General features: G+C 66.6%; 14 protein-coding genes. 10 read left to right on the forward strand and 4 right to left on the reverse strand.

Annotated elements, in window-relative coordinates; genetic code table 11:
• Window positions 1–5: 5 nt before the first annotated feature.
• The 5 genes from JZ792_RS20620 (at window position 6) to JZ792_RS20640 (ending at window position 7,374) form a co-directional block, all read left to right on the forward strand.
• Window positions 6–965 (forward strand): ATP-binding cassette domain-containing protein, encoded by a 960-nt coding sequence (locus tag JZ792_RS20620; RefSeq protein ID WP_216912373.1) that lies wholly within the window; start codon window positions 6–8, stop codon window positions 963–965.
• The gene (locus JZ792_RS20625; protein WP_308165376.1) at window positions 962–1,750 is read left to right on the forward strand and encodes an ABC transporter permease; all 789 of its coding nucleotides are present in this window, start codon (window positions 962–964) and stop codon (window positions 1,748–1,750) included. The genes JZ792_RS20620 and JZ792_RS20625 overlap by 4 nt, the downstream gene beginning before the upstream one ends.
• A complete protein-coding gene (locus JZ792_RS20630; RefSeq protein ID WP_216912375.1) occupies window positions 1,747–2,535 on the forward strand; it encodes an ABC transporter permease in 789 nt (262 codons plus the stop codon). The genes JZ792_RS20625 and JZ792_RS20630 overlap by 4 nt, the downstream gene beginning before the upstream one ends.
• A 108-nt stretch (window positions 2,536–2,643) precedes the next feature.
• Window positions 2,644–6,177, forward strand: a complete 3,534-nt coding sequence (locus tag JZ792_RS20635) for a non-ribosomal peptide synthetase (protein WP_216912377.1) — start codon at window positions 2,644–2,646, stop codon at window positions 6,175–6,177.
• Window positions 6,178–6,297: 120 nt separating this feature from the next.
• Window positions 6,298–7,374, forward strand: a complete 1,077-nt coding sequence (locus tag JZ792_RS20640) for a DUF6545 domain-containing protein (protein ID WP_216912379.1) — start codon at window positions 6,298–6,300, stop codon at window positions 7,372–7,374.
• Here the strand turns inward: JZ792_RS20640 and JZ792_RS20645 are convergent.
• Entirely contained in the window at window positions 7,349–8,728 is a 1,380-nt protein-coding gene (locus JZ792_RS20645) for a SagB family peptide dehydrogenase (protein WP_216912381.1), read from the reverse strand. The two genes, JZ792_RS20640 and JZ792_RS20645, sit on opposite strands and share 26 nt — an antisense overlap.
• 203 nt (window positions 8,729–8,931) lie before the next feature.
• Between JZ792_RS20645 and JZ792_RS20650 the strand changes: the two genes are divergently transcribed.
• Entirely contained in the window at window positions 8,932–10,713 is a 1,782-nt protein-coding gene (locus tag JZ792_RS20650; RefSeq protein WP_216912383.1) for an MFS transporter, read from the forward strand.
• Window positions 10,714–10,761: 48 nt separating this feature from the next.
• On the opposite strand, the gene JZ792_RS20655 is transcribed toward JZ792_RS20650, so the two are convergent.
• Window positions 10,762–12,810: a M13 family metallopeptidase gene (locus JZ792_RS20655; RefSeq protein WP_308165377.1), complete on the reverse strand. Its 2,049-nt coding sequence runs from the start codon at window positions 12,808–12,810 to the stop codon at window positions 10,762–10,764.
• A 372-nt stretch (window positions 12,811–13,182) separates the two neighbouring features.
• Between JZ792_RS20655 and rplN the strand changes: the two genes are divergently transcribed.
• From rplN to JZ792_RS20675, 4 genes are read left to right on the forward strand one after another with little or no spacing between them, the layout of a single operon-like run.
• Window positions 13,183–13,551: a 50S ribosomal protein L14 gene (rplN, locus tag JZ792_RS20660; protein ID WP_109525394.1), complete on the forward strand. Its 369-nt coding sequence runs from the start codon at window positions 13,183–13,185 to the stop codon at window positions 13,549–13,551.
• A 1-nt stretch (window position 13,552) separates the two neighbouring features.
• The gene (gene rplX / locus JZ792_RS20665) at window positions 13,553–13,870 is read left to right on the forward strand and encodes a 50S ribosomal protein L24 (RefSeq protein ID WP_109525395.1); all 318 of its coding nucleotides are present in this window, start codon (window positions 13,553–13,555) and stop codon (window positions 13,868–13,870) included.
• A 1-nt stretch (window position 13,871) separates the two neighbouring features.
• The gene (gene rplE, locus JZ792_RS20670) at window positions 13,872–14,435 is read left to right on the forward strand and encodes a 50S ribosomal protein L5 (RefSeq protein ID WP_109525396.1); all 564 of its coding nucleotides are present in this window, start codon (window positions 13,872–13,874) and stop codon (window positions 14,433–14,435) included.
• 4 nt (window positions 14,436–14,439) lie between these two features.
• Window positions 14,440–14,625: a type Z 30S ribosomal protein S14 gene (locus JZ792_RS20675; RefSeq protein ID WP_109525397.1), complete on the forward strand. Its 186-nt coding sequence runs from the start codon at window positions 14,440–14,442 to the stop codon at window positions 14,623–14,625.
• A gap of 108 nt (window positions 14,626–14,733) precedes the next feature.
• Here JZ792_RS20675 and JZ792_RS20680 read toward each other — a convergent pair whose 3' ends face one another.
• Entirely contained in the window at window positions 14,734–16,179 is a 1,446-nt protein-coding gene (locus tag JZ792_RS20680; protein ID WP_254190106.1) for an AAA family ATPase, read from the reverse strand.
• Window positions 16,180–16,280: 101 nt separating this feature from the next.
• Window positions 16,281–16,934: a Uma2 family endonuclease gene (locus JZ792_RS20685; protein WP_254190107.1), complete on the reverse strand. Its 654-nt coding sequence runs from the start codon at window positions 16,932–16,934 to the stop codon at window positions 16,281–16,283.
• Window positions 16,935–17,079 lie beyond the last annotated feature (145 nt).

The following is a 17,079-nucleotide window of genomic DNA, read 5'->3' on the forward strand; positions in this document are numbered from 1 at the left end:
CGACCATGCCGGATCAAGCGATCGTCGTCGAGGACGTGCGCAAATCCTTCGGAGCCGTAGAAGCGTTGCGCGGGGTCACCTTCGGGGTGGAGCAGGGCACGGTGCTCGGTGTGCTCGGGCCGAACGGCGCGGGTAAGACCACCACCGTGTCGGTGCTGTCCACCCTGGTCGAACCCGATTCCGGCCGTGCCACGGTCATGGGGTTCGACGTGGTGAAGCAGGCGGCGCGGGTGCGCTCGGAGATCATGCTCACCGGCCAGTACGCCGCACTCGACGAAATGCTCACCGGCAGAGAGAATCTGGTCCTGTTCGGACGACTGATGGGCCTGCGCCGCAAGGCCGCGGCACAGCGGGCCGCCGAACTGCTCGAGGAGTTCTCGCTGACCGAATCCGCCGATCGGCGGGTCGGTCAGTACTCCGGCGGTATGCGCAGACGTATCGATATCGCCTGCGGACTGGTGCGGCCACCGCGCGTGGTCTTCCTCGACGAGCCGACCACCGGACTCGATCCGGTCAGCAGGCAGGGGCTGTGGTCGCTGATCCGTTCGCTCAAGGCACAGGGCGTGACGATTCTGCTCACCACGCAGTACCTCGAAGAGGCGGACGCGCTGAGCGACAACATCATCGTGATCGACAAGGGCCGCGTCATCGCGGAGGGCACCGCCGACCAGCTCAAGGCACGTTCGGGATCGAGCTACTGCGAGGTGGTTCCGGTCGACGCGGGGGATGTGCCCGCGGTGGTGACGGCGCTGTCCGGACTCGGCGCGGTCACCGTCGCCGAATCGGCGGACCGGGTCGCGCTCCCCGCGCCGGACGGTGCGGTGACGCTGTCGGAGGCACTGAACCGGATCAACGACGCCGGTATCGAATTGATCGATATCGCGCTGCGCCGCCCGTCGCTGGACGAGGTCTTCATCGAATTGACCAAACCCGGCGCGTTGACCGAATCCGGGGTGCCGTCGTGACGGTTTCCCCGGTGCCGATCCCCGGGGACGAGTTGCGCATCCCGGCGTCGACCCAGTGGAGCGCGCTGAGCGGCCGCAGTATCCGTACCACGGTGCGCGAAGGTGATCTCGCGCTGGCCTTCTCGGCCCCGCTGGTGTTCTACCTGTGCTTCTACGTGCCGCTGCGGCGGTCGATGGAGGCGGGCGGCATCGACTACGCCCAGTATCTGCTGCCGCTGATCGCGGTGTACGCCATGTTCTTCACCGGGATGTTCGCCGGGGACCGCGCGGCGCGCGAGGTGGTCGGCGGCATGGCCACCCGGCTGCGCGCGATGCCGGTACCCGCGTGGGTGCCGCTGACGGCGCGGATGTCCGCGAACGTGGTGCGCGCGCTCGCGGCGCTCGCGGGTTCGCTGGTGATCGGCACCGTCTTCGGCTTCCGGTTCCACGATGTCGGTGCGGCGCTGGTTTTCGTCGCGGTCGCGCTGGCCTTCGGCACCGCCCTCGTACTCAACACCGACGCGCTCGGCACCGTGACCAAGAATTCCGATCTCAGCGGCACCGTACTCTTCGGCCCGCAACTGCTGCTCGTCATGACCTCAACGGGTTTCGTTCCGGCGGAGGGGTTTCCGGGGTGGATCCAGCCGTGGGTCCGCAACCAGCCGGTATCGCAGGTGACCGACGCGCTGCGGGAACTGGCCGACGGCCGGTTCACCGCGACCCTCGGCGTCGCCGCGATCTGGATAGCCGGACTGCTGGTCCTCGGCGCCACCTTCGCGGTGCTGGCACAGGGACGGCGATCGTGACCACAGTCGACCATCCGCCCGCGCCCTCGTTGCTCTCGCAGAGCCTGATCGAGGCGGGCAGGCTGTTGCGGCGGTGGTCGCGGCAACCCGACGTCATCACCACCACGCTCGTGCTGCCGATTCTGCTGCTTCTGATGTACGAACTGGTCCTGGCGAAATCGCTCGACTCGGCCTCCGATGTCGATCCCACCTACGGTTTCGTGCCGATGATCGCGGTGGCCGGGGCGATGTACGGCGCGACCGGCACCGGCATGTCGCTGTTCCGCGAGCGGGAGAACGGACTGTTGCGCAGGTTCTGGGTGCTGCCGATCCACCGCGCCACCGGTCTGGTGGGCCGCCTGATCGCCGAATGCGCGCGCGCCGCCGCCGCGACCGCCGTGGTGCTGGTGGTCGGCGTCGTGCTCGGGCTGCGGTTCCAGCAGGGTTTGCTCGGGGTGCTCGGCGTGCTCGCGGTACCGGTGATCGTGATCATCGGCTTCGCACCGCTGGTGATCGTGGTCGGGGTGAGCCGCGCGGGCGACAAGGTCGTGCAGTTCTTCGCCATCGTGGTGCTGCTCGGCATGTTCTTCAATTCGGGATTCGTTCCGGTGGACAACTATCCGGGCTGGTTGCAGCCGGTCGTGCGATGGCAGCCGATGAGCTGTGCCATCGACGCCATGCGCGGGTTCACCCTCGGCGGTCCCATCGTGACACCGCTGTTGTGGACGGTCGTCTGGTCGATCGGCCTGGTCCTCGTCTTCGGCGCGCTGGCGGTACGCGGGTACCGCAAGGCCGCGCGTAGCTGAGCGCCGATCCGGAAAGGTAGGTTAGGCAACCCTATCTAAATGCGTTAAACTGCCTCTCGGGCAGACTCGATCCGCCGGAAGCGGCGGCAGGCAAGGAGTGACAGCGGCATGGAGTCGGCACGGCAGCCAGGTGACGGCACGTCGAGTATCAGCAGGGACGAGATCAGGGCCGCCGTGGCGGGTCAACTCGGTATCGCGGCGGGCGATTTCGCCGATCAGGACGATCTCATCCAGCTGGGCCTGGACTCGATCCGCACGATGAAACTCGCTGGCGGCTGGCGCAAACGCGGAGCCGACATCAATTTCGCGCAGCTCGCCGCCGCTCCGACGGTGGAGTCGTGGCACGCGCTGCTCGGCGTCGACGCCGCCGGTGCGCAGGCCGAGCCGGTCGAAGAACGGTTCTCGGTCGAACCGGAGGCCACCGATACCGCCGACACCTCGGACGCGCCGTTCCCGCTGGCCACCATGCAGCACGCGTACTGGATCGGGCGGTCCGACGAACAGGAACTCGGCGGCGTCGCGGCCCACCTCTACGTCGAATTCGACGGCGGCCGTATCGATCCGGTGCGCCTCGAACGCGCGGTGACCGATCTGATCGCCGCGCACCCGATGCTGCGAACCAGATTCCTGCCCGACGGCACCCAGCAGACCATGCCGAAGCCGGGCCGACCGGTTTTCGCCGTGGTCGATCTGCGCGGGGAGACCTCCGAAGCGACCGAGGCCGCCCTGCTGGAACTGCGCGACCGCAAGACCCACCAGCGCCTCGCCATCGAAGACGGCCAGGTCATCGACATCACGCTCACCCTGCGCGACGAGGACAGCGCCAGACTGCATCTCGACGTCGACATGCTGGCCGGCGACGCGATGAGCTACCGCGTGCTGATCTCCGAACTCGCCGAGCTCTACCACGGCGCGACCGTGTCGGCCCCCGGCTACACCTATCGCCGGTACCGCACCGAACGCGACGACGACACCGCCGCCCGCGAACGCGACCGGCGATGGTGGCAAGAGCGCCTGCCGGAACTGCCCGGTGCGCCGGAACTTCCGACCGTCCCCGTCGGCGACCGTAGCGCACCGGAGCGCACGGTCCGCTACGACCACTGGCTGGCGCCCGAGGCCAAGGAGCGGCTGCTCGCCGCGGCGCATCAGCGCGGCATCACCCCGGCCATGGCCTTGGCGGCGATCTTCGCCGAGACCATCGGCGGCTGGTCCGCGCAGAGCACATTCCTGTTGAACGTCCCGCTGTTCCACCGTGAGCCGGTGCATCCCGAAATCGACCGGGTGATCGGTGATTTCACCTCCTCGATCATGCTCGAGGTCGACGTCACCGAGAACATGTCGGTGACCGAACGGGCCGCCGCGTTGCAGCGCGCCATGCACGAAAGCGGCGCGCACACCGCCTATTCCGGTCTGGAGGTGCTGCGTGATCTGGGCAGGCATCGCGGCGAACCGGTACTGGCCCCTGTCGTCTACACCAGCGCGCTGAATCTGGGCGAACTGTTCGCCGACCGGGTCACCGAAACCTTCGGCGAACCGGTGTGGATCATCTCGCAGGGCCCGCAGGTCCTGCTCGACGCTCAGGTCACCGAGGTGCGCGGCGGTCTGCTGCTCAACTGGGACGTTCGCGAGTCGGCGTTCCCGCCCGGTCTGGTCGACGCGATGTTCGACCACTACACCAAGGCGATCGGGCGGCTCGGCGACGGCGAGGCGGGCTGGAACGCCGAAGCCGCGGTCCGGCTGCCGCGCGCGCAGGCCGAGGTCAGGGCCGCGGTCAACGCGACCGATGGCCCGGTCAGCGGGCGCTGCCTGCACGAGGGTTTCTTCGACTACGCCGGATACACCCCCGGCGCTCCCGCCGTGGTGTGGGGCCTCGGATCCGAGACGGGCCGATGGACCTACGGCGAACTCGCCACCCGCGCGCTCGCCGTCGCGGGAGCGCTGAAAGCCGAAGGCGTGCGGCCCGGTGACGCCGTCGCGGTCCAGCTGCCCAAGGGCCCGAATCAGATCCTGGCCGTCCTCGGTGTCCTCGCCGCGGGCGCGACCTACGTGCCCATCGGCTTCGATCAGCCGGTCGGCAGGCGTGCCGAAATCCTGCGCACCGGCGCGATCGTCGCGGCGTTGACGGTCACCGGCGCGGATATGGGCGTGCCGATCCCGTGCCTGAGCATCGATGCCGCGAGCGAGTACGCGCAACCCCTCCCCGCACCGGTCGTGCCCGAGACCGACGCGATCGCCTACGTGATCTTCACCTCCGGTTCCACGGGTGTGCCCAAGGGCGTCGATGTGCCGCACCGGGGCGCGATGAACACCATCGACGCGGTCAACGAATGGTTCGACGTCGGTGACGCCGATCGCGTACTCGCCCTGTCCGCGTTGGAATTCGACGCGTCGGTCTACGACATCTTCGGCATGTTCGCCGTCGGCGGCTCGATCGTCGCCGTCGACTCCGAGCAGCGCGCCGAAGCAACCAGCTGGGTGGAACTGCTACGCCACCACCGTGTCTCGATCCTGAACTGCGTGCCGAGCATGCTCGACATGATCCTGGAGATCGGCGGTGACCGGCTGGGCGATTCGCTGCGGGCGGTGACGCTCGGCGGCGACTGGGTCGGCGCGGATCTGGCGCGGCGGCTGGCCGCCCAGGTGCCGGGCGCCCGCTTCTCCGGATTGGGCGGGGCCACCGAGACATCCATCCACAACACCATCTGCGAGGTCGTCGGCGAGCCGCCCGCCGAGTGGGCGACGGTGCCGTTCGGAATTCCGCTGCGCAATGTGCGGTGCCGGGTCGTCTCGCCCGCCGGGCGGGACTGCCCCGACTGGGTGCCGGGCGAATTCTGGGTCGGCGGAGCCAATGTCGCCGCCGGCTATCGCAACGATCCTGAACGCACCGCCGAGCGATTCGTCGAATACGAGGGTTTGCGCTGGTACCGGACCGGCGATATGGCCAGGTACTGGCCCGACGGCACCATCGAATTCCTCGGCCGCGCCGATCACCAGGTGCAGATCCGCGGCTACCGGGTCGAACTCGGTGAGGTGGAGAGCGCGTTGCGCACGGTGCCCGGTGTGCGGCACGCCGTCGCGGCCGTCGTCGGCGCGGGCGCGCCCAAACTGGTCGCCGCGATCGCGGGGGACAGCGACGCCATCGGCGACATCTCCGTCGGCGACATCACCGCAGCCGTCGCGGATCTTCTGCCCGGCTACATGATTCCGACCAGGGTCGAATACCTCGATCGGATGCCACTCACCGATAACGGCAAACTGGATCGAAGGGCCGTGATCGCGCTACTCGAACCGGGTGCGGGCGATACCGCGAACAGTGCCGCGCGCAACGAGGTCGAGGCCGCGCTCGCCGAGATCGTCGCCGGGGTACTCGGCGCGGAATCGGTCGGCGTGCACGACGACTTCTTCGCTCTCGGCGGCGATTCGGTGCTGGCAACCACGGTCATCGCGAGGGTCAGGGAATGGCTGGAGGTCGACCACGCGCTGGTCGCCGATATCTTCGCGACCCGTACCGTCGCGAGTCTGGCCGAACGGCTCGGCAAACGGGAAGCCGATCGCGGCACTCCGGACCGGCTGCCCGCCGTCGCGCGCCTCTACCTCGAGGTCGCCGCGATGTCGGACGAGGAGATCCTCGCCGAGGCCTGAACCGATGGCGGGGCACCGCACCCGGCGGTGCGTTCGGTGGCGCGCGCGCCTATCGTTTCGGTTCATGAGGAATCCGGCCGTTGGCGTAATCGGGGTGGCGGCCGAGCGGGATACGCGCTCGTGACGGGCGTACCGGTCCTTCCGGTCCTGGTGATCACCGCTTTCGCGATCGTGGTCACCATCCTGCGGTTGTTCTTCGTGCGCGACAGCGCGGTCGATCGCCTGATCAATCGGGCGCTCGGTCTGGCCGGGGCGGGCATGCTCATCGCGCTGGCGACCACGTGGTCCGCCGTCCCCGTTGTCGCGGGCCACCTGGGCGCGATCACCGGGTTCTTCACCACGAGCGCGATATACGGTGTGGCGCGGATGTTCGACGCCGGAAGCGGGCGGGGCGCCTACCGTCGTCAGCGCCGATACGACCTGGTCGCCCTGTGCGGATCGGTGTCGATCGTGCTGGTCAATCTGGCGGTCGTGCTGCATCTGATACCGGTGGAACTCTCGTCGCGCTGGCACAGTGTCTGCTCCGCCATCTCGGGTCTGCCGCTCGCGGTGTCCGGATTCCTGCTGATGCGCGCGAGTCTGCGTGAGGTCCGCTCCGCCGATACCCCGATGGTCGAACGGGTCGCCTACGGCGGGCTGATCTGTGTGGGGGTCTTCTGGAGTTGCTACTCGGTGGCACTGGTCGTGCTGTACGGGATGGGGGTCCGGCCGGACGATCCGGGAAAGGGCTTGGCGTTGGCCGGGTTCGCCTCCCTCGCCGTCATCACGACGCTGCTGGCGATCCCGCTGGCGCGCATGGCGGCGGTAGGGCTCGGGTGGGACCGGGACAGCCGGGATTGCCGCAGGCTGCGTCCGCTGTGGTCCGCGCTCACCGACGCGGTGCCCCACGTCGCGTTGACCCCCGACGACACGCCTCGCGAACCGGCCGAGCGTCGATACCGCATGGCGATCGAGATCCGCGACGCGCTGCTACATCTGCGCAGGCAGGCCGACGGTGATCACGACGACGTCATCGGCCGCCGCGCCCTGGAGATCCTGCGCGGCGCGCAACTCGGACTTCCCGCACGTTCGAGCGCGGACAGCCACGACGTGGAATTGCGCCACCTGTTGGCACTGGCGGATCGGTGGCCCGAGGCCGAGTTGGCCTACATCGCCACCGATCGCTCGGGCCTCAGCGCGGTGCCGGGGAACCGATGATCATGCTCCCGACGCTGCATTCCTCCAGCTCGTCGACACCGGCCGCCGAGACGAAGGCGGCGGTATCGCCGAACCCCTGGGCGCACGCGCCGAGGCCCATCGCCGTCGACGCCAGGTAGATGGTCTGCATCAGCACGCCGACATGTTTGAGGATGGCGGCGTAGGCGACCTGCTCGTAGGTCCACATCACCCGTCCGGAGCGGGCCGCCATGATGAGCAGCACCTGCGGATCGGCGCCCTCGGCCAACGTCGCGCGCGTCGACTTCAGCAGCCGTGACACCGCGGGCGAATCCGCGGCGGCGACCGGCCGCAGCACATGGTCGAACGAGTCGTAGTGATACATGCCCGGCGCCAACCCGGCGACATTGCGCACCACCGGGTACAGCTCGAGTTCGTAGACACCGCCACCGGAGGGGTAGGGCCGCGAGAGGAGTTCCTCGCCTTCGCCGACGGTCTGGCTGCCGCGCGTGCGTCCCGTGCGGTACAGCAGTTCGGCCAACTGCTCCACCGAGATCGGGCGCGCGTCGTCGAATGCCCGCGTCGACACCCGGTCCTCGAGGACGGCCGTGAGACTCGGATCCTGCTCGCGCCTGGCGGTCAGATCCGGTGTGGCCAGCGCGACCGCCTCGCCCGGGTAGTTGGGCTTGCGCGCCGCAGGCTGCGGGAACTGGCCCTTACCCCATTTGGTCGGGCCGAAATGCTCCCAGGTGACGGTGCGTTCGCCGAGCGTGCTGCGACGGTGGAACCACAGATCGGGCGCGCTCCAACTGCGTGTGCCGAACTCGCGGTCCTCGCTGGTCTCGTCCGGAACCATGAATCCGCACCAGTGCAGGTCTTCGGCGAATTGCGTCTTGACCGCGATCGGCACGTTGGCGTCGGCCGCGCCCGGCCCGTCGAGCAGGGCGAGCAGTCGGGGATCGTGGATCCGCAGATCGCACCAGCCGCGCGGGTGCTCGAGGACGAAACCTTCCGAATCCCGGTGCAGTACCGCGAATTTCGACAGTGTCGCGGACCAGCGCGGGGGGGTCGTCGGGCGCGGGGCGGGCTGGCCGAACGGGCGGATCGTGTAGAGGTCGCGTCCGCTGTCACGGACGGTGACCGCGAGCCAGCCCGCGTCGGCGAGCCGATCCATCAGGCCCGCCACATCGGCGCCGTCCGCTCCGGCCGCCATCTCGGCGACGGTCGCGGGCCCCTTGTTGAGGGTTTTGAGCGCGTGGAGTTGTCCACCCGCGAGGCCGGTCAGCTTCTCGTTGTGCGGTGGGTTCAGCAGTATCGCGCCCGCCGGTGTGGTCAGGCAGGTGACGCCGGTGCGCAGCGCGAACCTGGTCTGTTCGGGATATGTGACGGCGGACAAGCCGCTTACCTCCGCTGGTCGAGCCGATCTGGGCGAGACATCCCCGGCTCGGCGCGGAGCCGATAGGGCAAGTCAGCCAAGCCTAACCTATTCAACCCCTCCCGCTGAAGGGGTGGTCCGGGTCCGAACGGCGGGATCGCGACTTGATCGTTACATACGCTAACTATATAGTTTGCTGAGGTAAATATCTCCGAAGGGCTGCCGTGACCAATCAATCCGTCGATCTCGACCAGGGCGATGTCCGGACCATCCGGCGCCGACTTCGCTACGACCGTGACCATCCCCGCTACAAATGGATCGTGCTGACCAACACCACCCTCGGGGTGTTGCTCACCGCCGTCAACTCGTCCATCCTGCTGATCTCGCTGCCCGCCATCTTTCGCGGAATCGGCCTGAATCCGCTGGACGCGGGCAATGTCGGCTATCTGCTGTGGATGCTGATGGGCTATCTGCTCGCCACCGCCGTCCTCGTCGTCATGTTCGGGCGGCTCGGCGATATCTACGGCAGGGTGCGGATCTACAACCTCGGCTTCACGGTATTCGCGATCTGCGCCGTCGCGCTGTCCTTCGACCCGTGGCACGGCGGGGCCGGGGCGATGTGGATCATCGTCTGGCGCGTGGTGCAGGGTGTCGGAGGCGCCATGCTGATGGCGAACTCCTCGGCGATCCTGACCGACGCCTTCCCGGCCAATCAGCGCGGCACCGCACTGGGGATCAATATGGTCGCCGCGGTGGCCGGATCATTCCTCGGCCTGCTCATCGGCGGTGTGCTCTCCGAATGGGATTGGCGCGCGGTATTCTGGGTGAGCGTCCCGATCGGCATCATCGGCGCGGTGTGGTCGTATCGCTCACTGCACGAAGTGGGTGTGCGCACCTCGGGCAGGCTGGACTGGGCGGGCACCATCACCTTCGGTCTCGGTCTCACCGCCCTGCTCACCGGCATCACCTATGGAATCCAGCCGCACGGCGGCCACGCCACCGGCTGGACCAGCCCCTTCGTCCTGGGCTCCGTCCTCGGTGGACTCGCCCTGCTCGTCGCGTTCTGCGTGGTGGAGAAACGCGTCGCGCAACCCATGTTCGACCTCGCGCTGTTCCGCAACCGCGCGTTCGGACTCGGCAATTTCGCGAATCTGATGGCCTCCATCGGCCGCGGCGGCATGCAGTTCATGCTGATCATCTGGTTGCAGGGCATCTGGTTGCCGCTGCACGGCTACGACTTCGAGACGACTCCGCTGTGGGCAGGTATCTACCTGCTGCCGCTGACCGTGGGATTCCTGGCCGCCGGGCCGGTATCGGGCTGGCTCTCCGATCGCTACGGAGCGCGCCTGCTCACCACCGGCGGCGCGCTGCTCACCGGCCTCACCTTCATCCTGATGCTCGTCATCCCCGTCGATTTCGACTACTGGGTCTTCGCGCTGATCATCCTGCTCAACGGCATCGGCAGCGGACTGTTCTTCTCGCCCAACACCGCCGCCATCATGTCGAGCGTGCCCGCGTCGCAGCGCGGGGCCGCGTCGGGAATGCGCGGCACCCTGTTCAACGGCGGTAATGCCCTGTCCATGGGAATCTTCTTCTCCCTCATGGTCGTCGGCCTCGCGGCGACCCTGCCGTCGGCCCTCGACGCGGGCCTGCGCGCCCAGGGCGTCTCGGCGGGAGCGGCCTCGGAACTGGCGGGGATGCCGCCGGTGGCGAGTATGTTCGCCGCCTTCCTCGGCTTCAACCCGATCGAGGAACTGCTCGGTCCCTCGGGCGAATTGAGCAAACCCGGCGTGAACGCCGACGTGCTGACCGGTCAGGAATTCTTCCCGAACCTGCTGACCGGGCCGTTCCACTCCGGACTGGTCGTGGTCTTCATCGCGGCCGCGGTCATGATGCTGTTCGCGGCCTTCGCCTCCTGGTTCGCGGGTAACGACCGCGCGCGCGACGAGGACGAGGAACTCGCCGAGGCCGACCGGGTCGTCCCGGTCCCGGTAGCGGCCCGCTGACCGGAACTCCCACCCCGGCGGCACGCGTGGCGTGCCGCCGGACGCGGCTCACAACGCGACGCGCTGATCCGCGGGCAGGAACAACTTGTCGGCTTCGAGCACCCCGAACGTGGTGTAGAACTCGGCGATGTTGCGGACCACCTGGTTGCACCGGAACTCGTTGGGGGAGTGGGTGTCCTGCAACAACTGGATGGTGTATTCGTCGGTCTGCTTCTCCCGCCACGCCCTCGCGTGGGCGAGGAACATCTCGCGGTAGTTCGGCTCGACGCCCTCGCGCCGCGCGGCGATCCGGTACGCGGCCAGCGCGATCTGCAATCCGCGCAGGTCGGCCAGGTTCTCGCCGACCGTGAGAGCCCCGTCGACGTGATAGGTGGCCGGATCGAGCCCCTCCGGGGTCAGCGCGTTGTACTGGCCGATGATCTGTTCGGTCTTGGCCTCGAACGCGCGCAGATCCTCCGGGGTCCACCAGTCGCGCCGATTGCCGTCACCGTCGTACTTGGAACCCTGGTCGTCGAAGCCGTGACCGATCTCGTGGCCGATCGTCGCACCCACCGCGCCGAAATTGACCGCGGTGGTGGCGTCCTTGTCGAAGAACGGCGGTTGCAGATAGGCCGCGGGAAAGACGATCTCGTTATTGGTCGGGGAGTAGTAGGCGTTCACCGTCTGCGGCGACATCGACCACTCCGCCTTGTCGACCGGATTGCCGAGCCGGTCGAAGGCCCGCTTCGACTCGAAGACATTGACCGCGCGCAGTGATTCGACCAGTTTGCCCGGCGTGATGACCAGCTTGGAGTAGTCGTCCCACTTGTCCGTGTAGCCGATCTTCACGTTCATCTTGTCGAGTTTGGCGATCGACGCGTCGCGGGTGGGCTGCGACATCCACGAGGAGTTGGTGAAATTGTCCTTGTAGGCGGCCATCAGGTCGGCCACCATCTCCTTGGCCCGCTCCTTCGCCGCGGGCGGGAAGTGCTTGGCGACATACAGTTTGCCGAGCTGATCGCCGAGATTGTCGTCGACGACGCCGACCGCCGACTTCCAGAGTTCCGGGCGTTCCTCCAGCCCGCTGAGCACTCTGCCCACGAAGTCGAATCGCGCGTCGGAGATGGCCTTGGGCAGGAATCGCGCGAACGACGCGGTCGTCTGCAATTTCAGGTACTCACGCCACTGCGCGATATCGACTTCCGTCCACAACTGGCCCGCCGCCGTGACATACGACGGCTGCCCGACGACCAGACGCTCGAACAGCGCCCGCGGCCGGTCGGTATTGCCCGCCATCCACGGTTCCCAGTCGAATTGGGGCGCGAGCGCGACCAATTCGGCCCAGCTCATCGGGTTGTAGGTGGCATCGGTATTACGCAGCCGGACATTGTCCCAGTGCGCCGCCGCCATCCTGGTCTCCAGCGCGACCACCCGCTGGGCCATACCGACAGGATCGGGGAATCCCGCGCCAGCCGCCATCTTCTCCAGATACGTCTTGTAGCCCGCGAGCTGGGTGGCGAATTCGGGTTTGCGGTAGTACTGCTCACCGAGGCCGAGCCCGGATTGGCCGATGGTCGGGATATAGGCCGTCGAATTCTTCCGATCGATGCCTATGCCTATCCCGATCAGCCCGCCGATCGGCAGCTGCGCCATCACCTTGGCCAGATCGGCCTTGGTGGTCGCGCCGTCGATGGCGGCGTACAGATCGGCCAGCGGCGTCATGCCGAGCCGTTCGATCTCGTCGGTGTCCAACCTGGCGTCGTAGAGATCGCGGATCTGCTGTTCCGGGGTACCCGACTTCGGATTCTCGATGCCCTCGACGATCGCGCGCAGCTGATCGAGGGTGCGGTCGTTCGCCTCGGTGATCGCGCCGACCGTGGATTTGTCCGGCGGCAACTTGTAGTCGCGCAGCCAGGTCCCGTTGACGTGCCGGTACAGATCGTCCTGCGGCCGGATCGCGTTGTCGGCCCCGCCCATGTCGACGCCGGTCAGCCGTACCTGCTGGTTGTCCGAATCGGTCGAACAAGAAGCCAGGAAGGCGGCGGCGGGCGCGGCGACACCGAGCGCGACCAGGAAGGTACGGCGATCCAGTTGGACCGGACGACCGGATGATGTCACGAGAATCCTCTCCCCGATGCGGCGAAGCCGCACGTGTTACGAAATGGCAGCCGGTATTCGGACCGAGGCTACCGGGGTGACGGGTGGCGGGCGCGAATTCACAGCGCCACCTCAGCTCGCGGGCCCCGACGGACCCAGGACCGACCCCGGACCGACCCCGATTTTGGCCGGACCTGGGGCTTCGCCTATGCTTGACCGGTTGCCTGCGGGAGCTGTACCCGCAATCCGGCCGTGAACCCCCAGTGGTCGGCGTCCGAGTTTCCACTCGGATCCGATGAAACCGCTGGTAGGCGCGTGTTCGGGTGGTGACATGACCATGCCCGTCGGGTCGGCAATCCGGCGTGCTTATACGTCCAGGTCAAGGAGGCTGAAGTGATTCAGCAGGAGTCGCGGCTGCGCGTCGCCGACAACACGGGAGCGAAGGAAATTCTTTGCATCCGCGTTCTCGGTGGTTCGTCGCGCCGCTATGCCGGAATCGGCGACATCATCGTCGCCACTGTCAAGGACGCCATCCCCGGTGGCAACGTCAAGCGGGGTGACGTCGTCAAGGCCGTCATCGTGCGCACCGTCAAGGAGCGCCGCCGTCCGGACGGTTCCTACATCAAGTTCGACGAGAACGCGGCCGTGCTGATCAAGCCGGACAACGATCCTCGCGGCACCCGCATCTTCGGCCCGGTCGGGCGCGAACTGCGCGACAAGAAGTTCATGAAGATCGTCTCGCTGGCTCCGGAGGTGCTCTGACATGAAGGTGCACAAGGGTGACACCGTTCTCGTCATCGCTGGCAAGGACAAGGGCGCCAAGGGCAAGGTCATCCAGGCCTACCCGGCGAACAACAAGGTCCTCGTCGAAGGCGTGAACCGGATCAAGAAGCACGTCGCGGATTCGGCCAACCAGCGCGGCGCCTCCTCGGGCGGCATCGTGACCCAGGAAGCTCCGATCCACGTGTCCAACGTGATGATCGTCGACTCGGACGGCAACCCGACTCGCGTCGGCTACCGCACCGACGAGGAGAGCGGCAAGCGCGTCCGGATCTCCCGTAAGAACGGGAAGGACATCTGATATGACCACCTCCGAGAAAGTCCAGCCCCGGCTCAAGGCGCGCTACCGCGCCGAGATCAAGGACGCGCTGAACGGCGAGTTCAACTACGCCAACGTCATGCAGATCCCCGGCGTGGTCAAGGTCGTCGTGAACATGGGTGTCGGTGACGCCGCCCGTGACGCGAAGCTGATCAACGGCGCCGTCAAGGATCTCGAGCTGATCACCGGCCAGAAGCCGGAGATCCGCAAGGCGACCAAGTCCATCGCGCAGTTCAAGCTGCGTGAGGGAATGCCCATCGGCGCGAAGGTCACCCTGCGTGGCGATCGCATGTGGGAGTTCCTGGACCGCCTGGTCTCCATCGCGCTGCCCCGTATCCGCGACTTCCGCGGCCTGTCGCCGAAGCAGTTCGACGGCAACGGCAACTACACGTTCGGCCTGAGCGAGCAGTCGATGTTCCACGAGATCGACGTGGACTCCATCGACCGTCCGCGCGGTATGGACATCACCGTGGTCACCACCGCGACCAATAACGAAGAAGGCCGTGCCCTGCTCAAGCACCTCGGCTTCCCGTTCAAGGAGAACTGAGCACATGGCTAAGAAAGCACTGGTCAACAAGGCCAACGCCAAGCCGAAGTTCGCGGTCCGCGGCTACACCCGCTGCCAGCGCTGCGGTCGCCCGCACGCGGTCTTCCGCAAGTTCGGCCTCTGCCGCATCTGCCTGCGCGAAATGGCGCACCGCGGCGAGCTCCCCGGCGTGCACAAGAGCTCCTGGTGAGCCCGCGCCCGTAGTGGGCGCACCCAACTGAACAATCATCAAGGCACGGACTCGGTGAGTCCGTGCCTTGAGGTGTTCCGGTGGTGTGGATTTTCCGCGGCGCGGCGATCACGCGTAGAGCATCGGCAGACCGATCAGGACGACCTCGTCGGACTCTGCCGCCTTGCGGGCGTTGTCGTGGAAACCACTGCCGCTGAAGCACAGGAGCCGAGTTCGGCTCGTGTCGTAGCGGCCGTTGCGGGTGATGACATCTCGGATATGCCTAAGTCGATCCAGATGAGCCTGTCCCATCGTGTCGTTCCATTTCGCCTCACCGATCGCCAAGAGCGGTGGTTTGCCACCCTCCGATATCCCGATGACAGCGACATCTATTTCGTGATTCGTCCGAGTTCCCGCGTCGTGAACCACGCCGTGGCCGACCTTGGCCGGAAGTCCGTCGAACAGCGCCGGATCGCAATAGTGCAGCGCCCAGTCCCGGCATATCTGTTCGAAATGCGGTCCGAGCACGTTGCTGACGAATCTGCGTCTGCTGGCGCGCCATACTCGATCAGCGCTGCCGGGGCGTTCGAGTTGATCCCACACCGGACGCATGATCGAGTGATAGAACCGGATCAGTGGTTCGGAAATGCGGTAGGTGGATCTGTTGTCGCGGAAGGTGTCCGCGTCACGGTGAAGCAGCCCGACATCTTCGAGAACGTTGATGGGATGGGCGATATCGGACGCCTTGCGTTCCAGATAGTTGGCGATGCCGCCGCGTGTGGCGTTGCCGTCCGCGACCGCGCTGAGCACCGACAGATACAGTGCGGTGTCACGCAATTCGGGTTCTTCGGCCAGCAGGTATCGCGGCTCGCGAAACAGCGGCGTCTCCGGATTCATGACGGTCCGCACGACCCAATCGTCGAAGTCGTCCGGCCCGGTCGGGGAATCGCCTCGTGCGAATTCCCGCCTGTACGCGGGTGTTCCTCCCACGATCGCGTTGACCTGTAATGCCAGACGAGTATCGGTGATTCCCCAGAATTCGGCCGCGGGCCGATAGTCGAGCGGACGGACCAGCAACTCGAGTCCGGCGCGACCGCGCAAAGGTGCGTTGCCGGAGAGGATTCGGCCCATGAACGACAGCGCGGATCCGCACAACAGCAACCGGGTCCGCGAGTTCGTGCGCTGGTCACGTAAGGGCCGCAACGCTTCCTGGATGATCGACGGAAGCTCCGGACTCGCTTTCACGAGGTAGGGAAACTCATCGATGACGACCGGAACCGGTCCTCGCGCTCCCAGTTCGAGCAGTGTGTCGATGACCTCTGCCCAACCATGGAAGTGGAACGGACTCGCCGGACGGATATGAGCGGTCAGCGCCGCGCTGACGCGGCGCAGTGATTCTGCCTCGGTCGCCTCTGTCGCGCCGAAGTAGAAACCGTCGGCGGCCCGGCAGATCCCCTCCAGCAGAAATGTCTTGCCCTGGCGACGTCTGCCCGAAACCACCCCCAGCGTCGCGCCGGGTTGCTGATCCGACACGAAGCGGGTGAGGGCACCCCACTCGTACTCGCGGTCGAACATGTCGGCAGGTTTCTGCACGTCGCCCCCGGCAGTTTGTAGGGTTGCAGTTTACATAACTGTACCCCTATAAGCTGAGTCTCTCGGTGGCTTCGTGTCTACCCTCAGAATTCGAGGTCTGACCAGGGGATTTCGATGGGGAAGGGGTATTCGGCCCGGATCGCGTCGGAATCCTTGGGTGTCCACTTTCCGATCAGGAGGTAGTTGGCGGGGTAGAGCGGGTGGACTCCTTCCGGCAGTGCACCCGGGGAGTCTTCCAGGGCGAAGGCGCGGACCATGGCGATGGCGCTCTTCTCGCGTTCGAGTGTCACTTCCCAGTACCAGGGGATGCCTGCCTTGGCGTAGCGTGCCTTCTTCTCATCGATGTCGGTCTGGGTATTCGAGGGGGAGAGCACTTCGCCTGCCAGGAGGACATCGTGTGCACGAATATCCTGGTACGGCTCGGTTGGGCATCGATAGACGAGGAAGTCCGGTGTGACGAAATCGGACTTACCCGAATGGCCGAAAAACACGTTCGTCTCGAGGATTACTCGCCAGCACGACTCCGGGTTCTCGGACATCTCGGCCCCCGCGGATCGCTTCAATGCGCCGGTGAGCGCGAACGTGAACTCCTGATGTTCGGCCGGGCCACGCCGCAGCCAGACGACCCGCCCGTCCCACAGTTCGATCTGGCGGGCGATCTCTTCCGGAAGCTGTTCGAGTTGCTCCCAGGTCATGTACTCGGGGAGGTCGGGCCGTTCGATCCTCGGACTCGCCATAGCCTCATGGTAGTGCGTCGACGGTTCGGATCGGTAGCTCTTTCCGCAGGTCGCGGGCATAGTAGGCGGGCGCCCGACGCGGTTGTCCGGGGTGCCCGGATCTCCCACATCGTCGGGTTCACGGGTGTCGATGATCACCCGGCTA

Source organism: Nocardia noduli, from assembly GCF_019038455.1.
GTDB classification, from domain to species: domain Bacteria; phylum Actinomycetota; class Actinomycetes; order Mycobacteriales; family Mycobacteriaceae; genus Nocardia; species Nocardia noduli.

Excerpts from the sequence above, each read along its gene's own strand:
- JZ792_RS20620 (WP_216912373.1), top strand. The coding sequence starts at position 6 with ATGCCGGATCAAGCGATCGTCGTCGAGGACGTGCGCAAATCCTTCGGA.
- JZ792_RS20635 (WP_216912377.1), top strand. The coding sequence starts at position 2,644 with ATGGAGTCGGCACGGCAGCCAGGTGACGGCACGTCGAGTATCAGCAGG.
- rplX (WP_109525395.1), top strand. The coding sequence starts at position 13,553 with ATGAAGGTGCACAAGGGTGACACCGTTCTCGTCATCGCTGGCAAGGAC.
- rplE (WP_109525396.1), top strand. The coding sequence starts at position 13,872 with ATGACCACCTCCGAGAAAGTCCAGCCCCGGCTCAAGGCGCGCTACCGC.
- JZ792_RS20675 (WP_109525397.1), top strand. The coding sequence starts at position 14,440 with ATGGCTAAGAAAGCACTGGTCAACAAGGCCAACGCCAAGCCGAAGTTC.
- JZ792_RS20680 (WP_254190106.1), bottom strand. The coding sequence starts at position 16,179 with ATGTTCGACCGCGAGTACGAGTGGGGTGCCCTCACCCGCTTCGTGTCG.
- JZ792_RS20685 (WP_254190107.1), bottom strand. The coding sequence starts at position 16,934 with ATGGCGAGTCCGAGGATCGAACGGCCCGACCTCCCCGAGTACATGACC.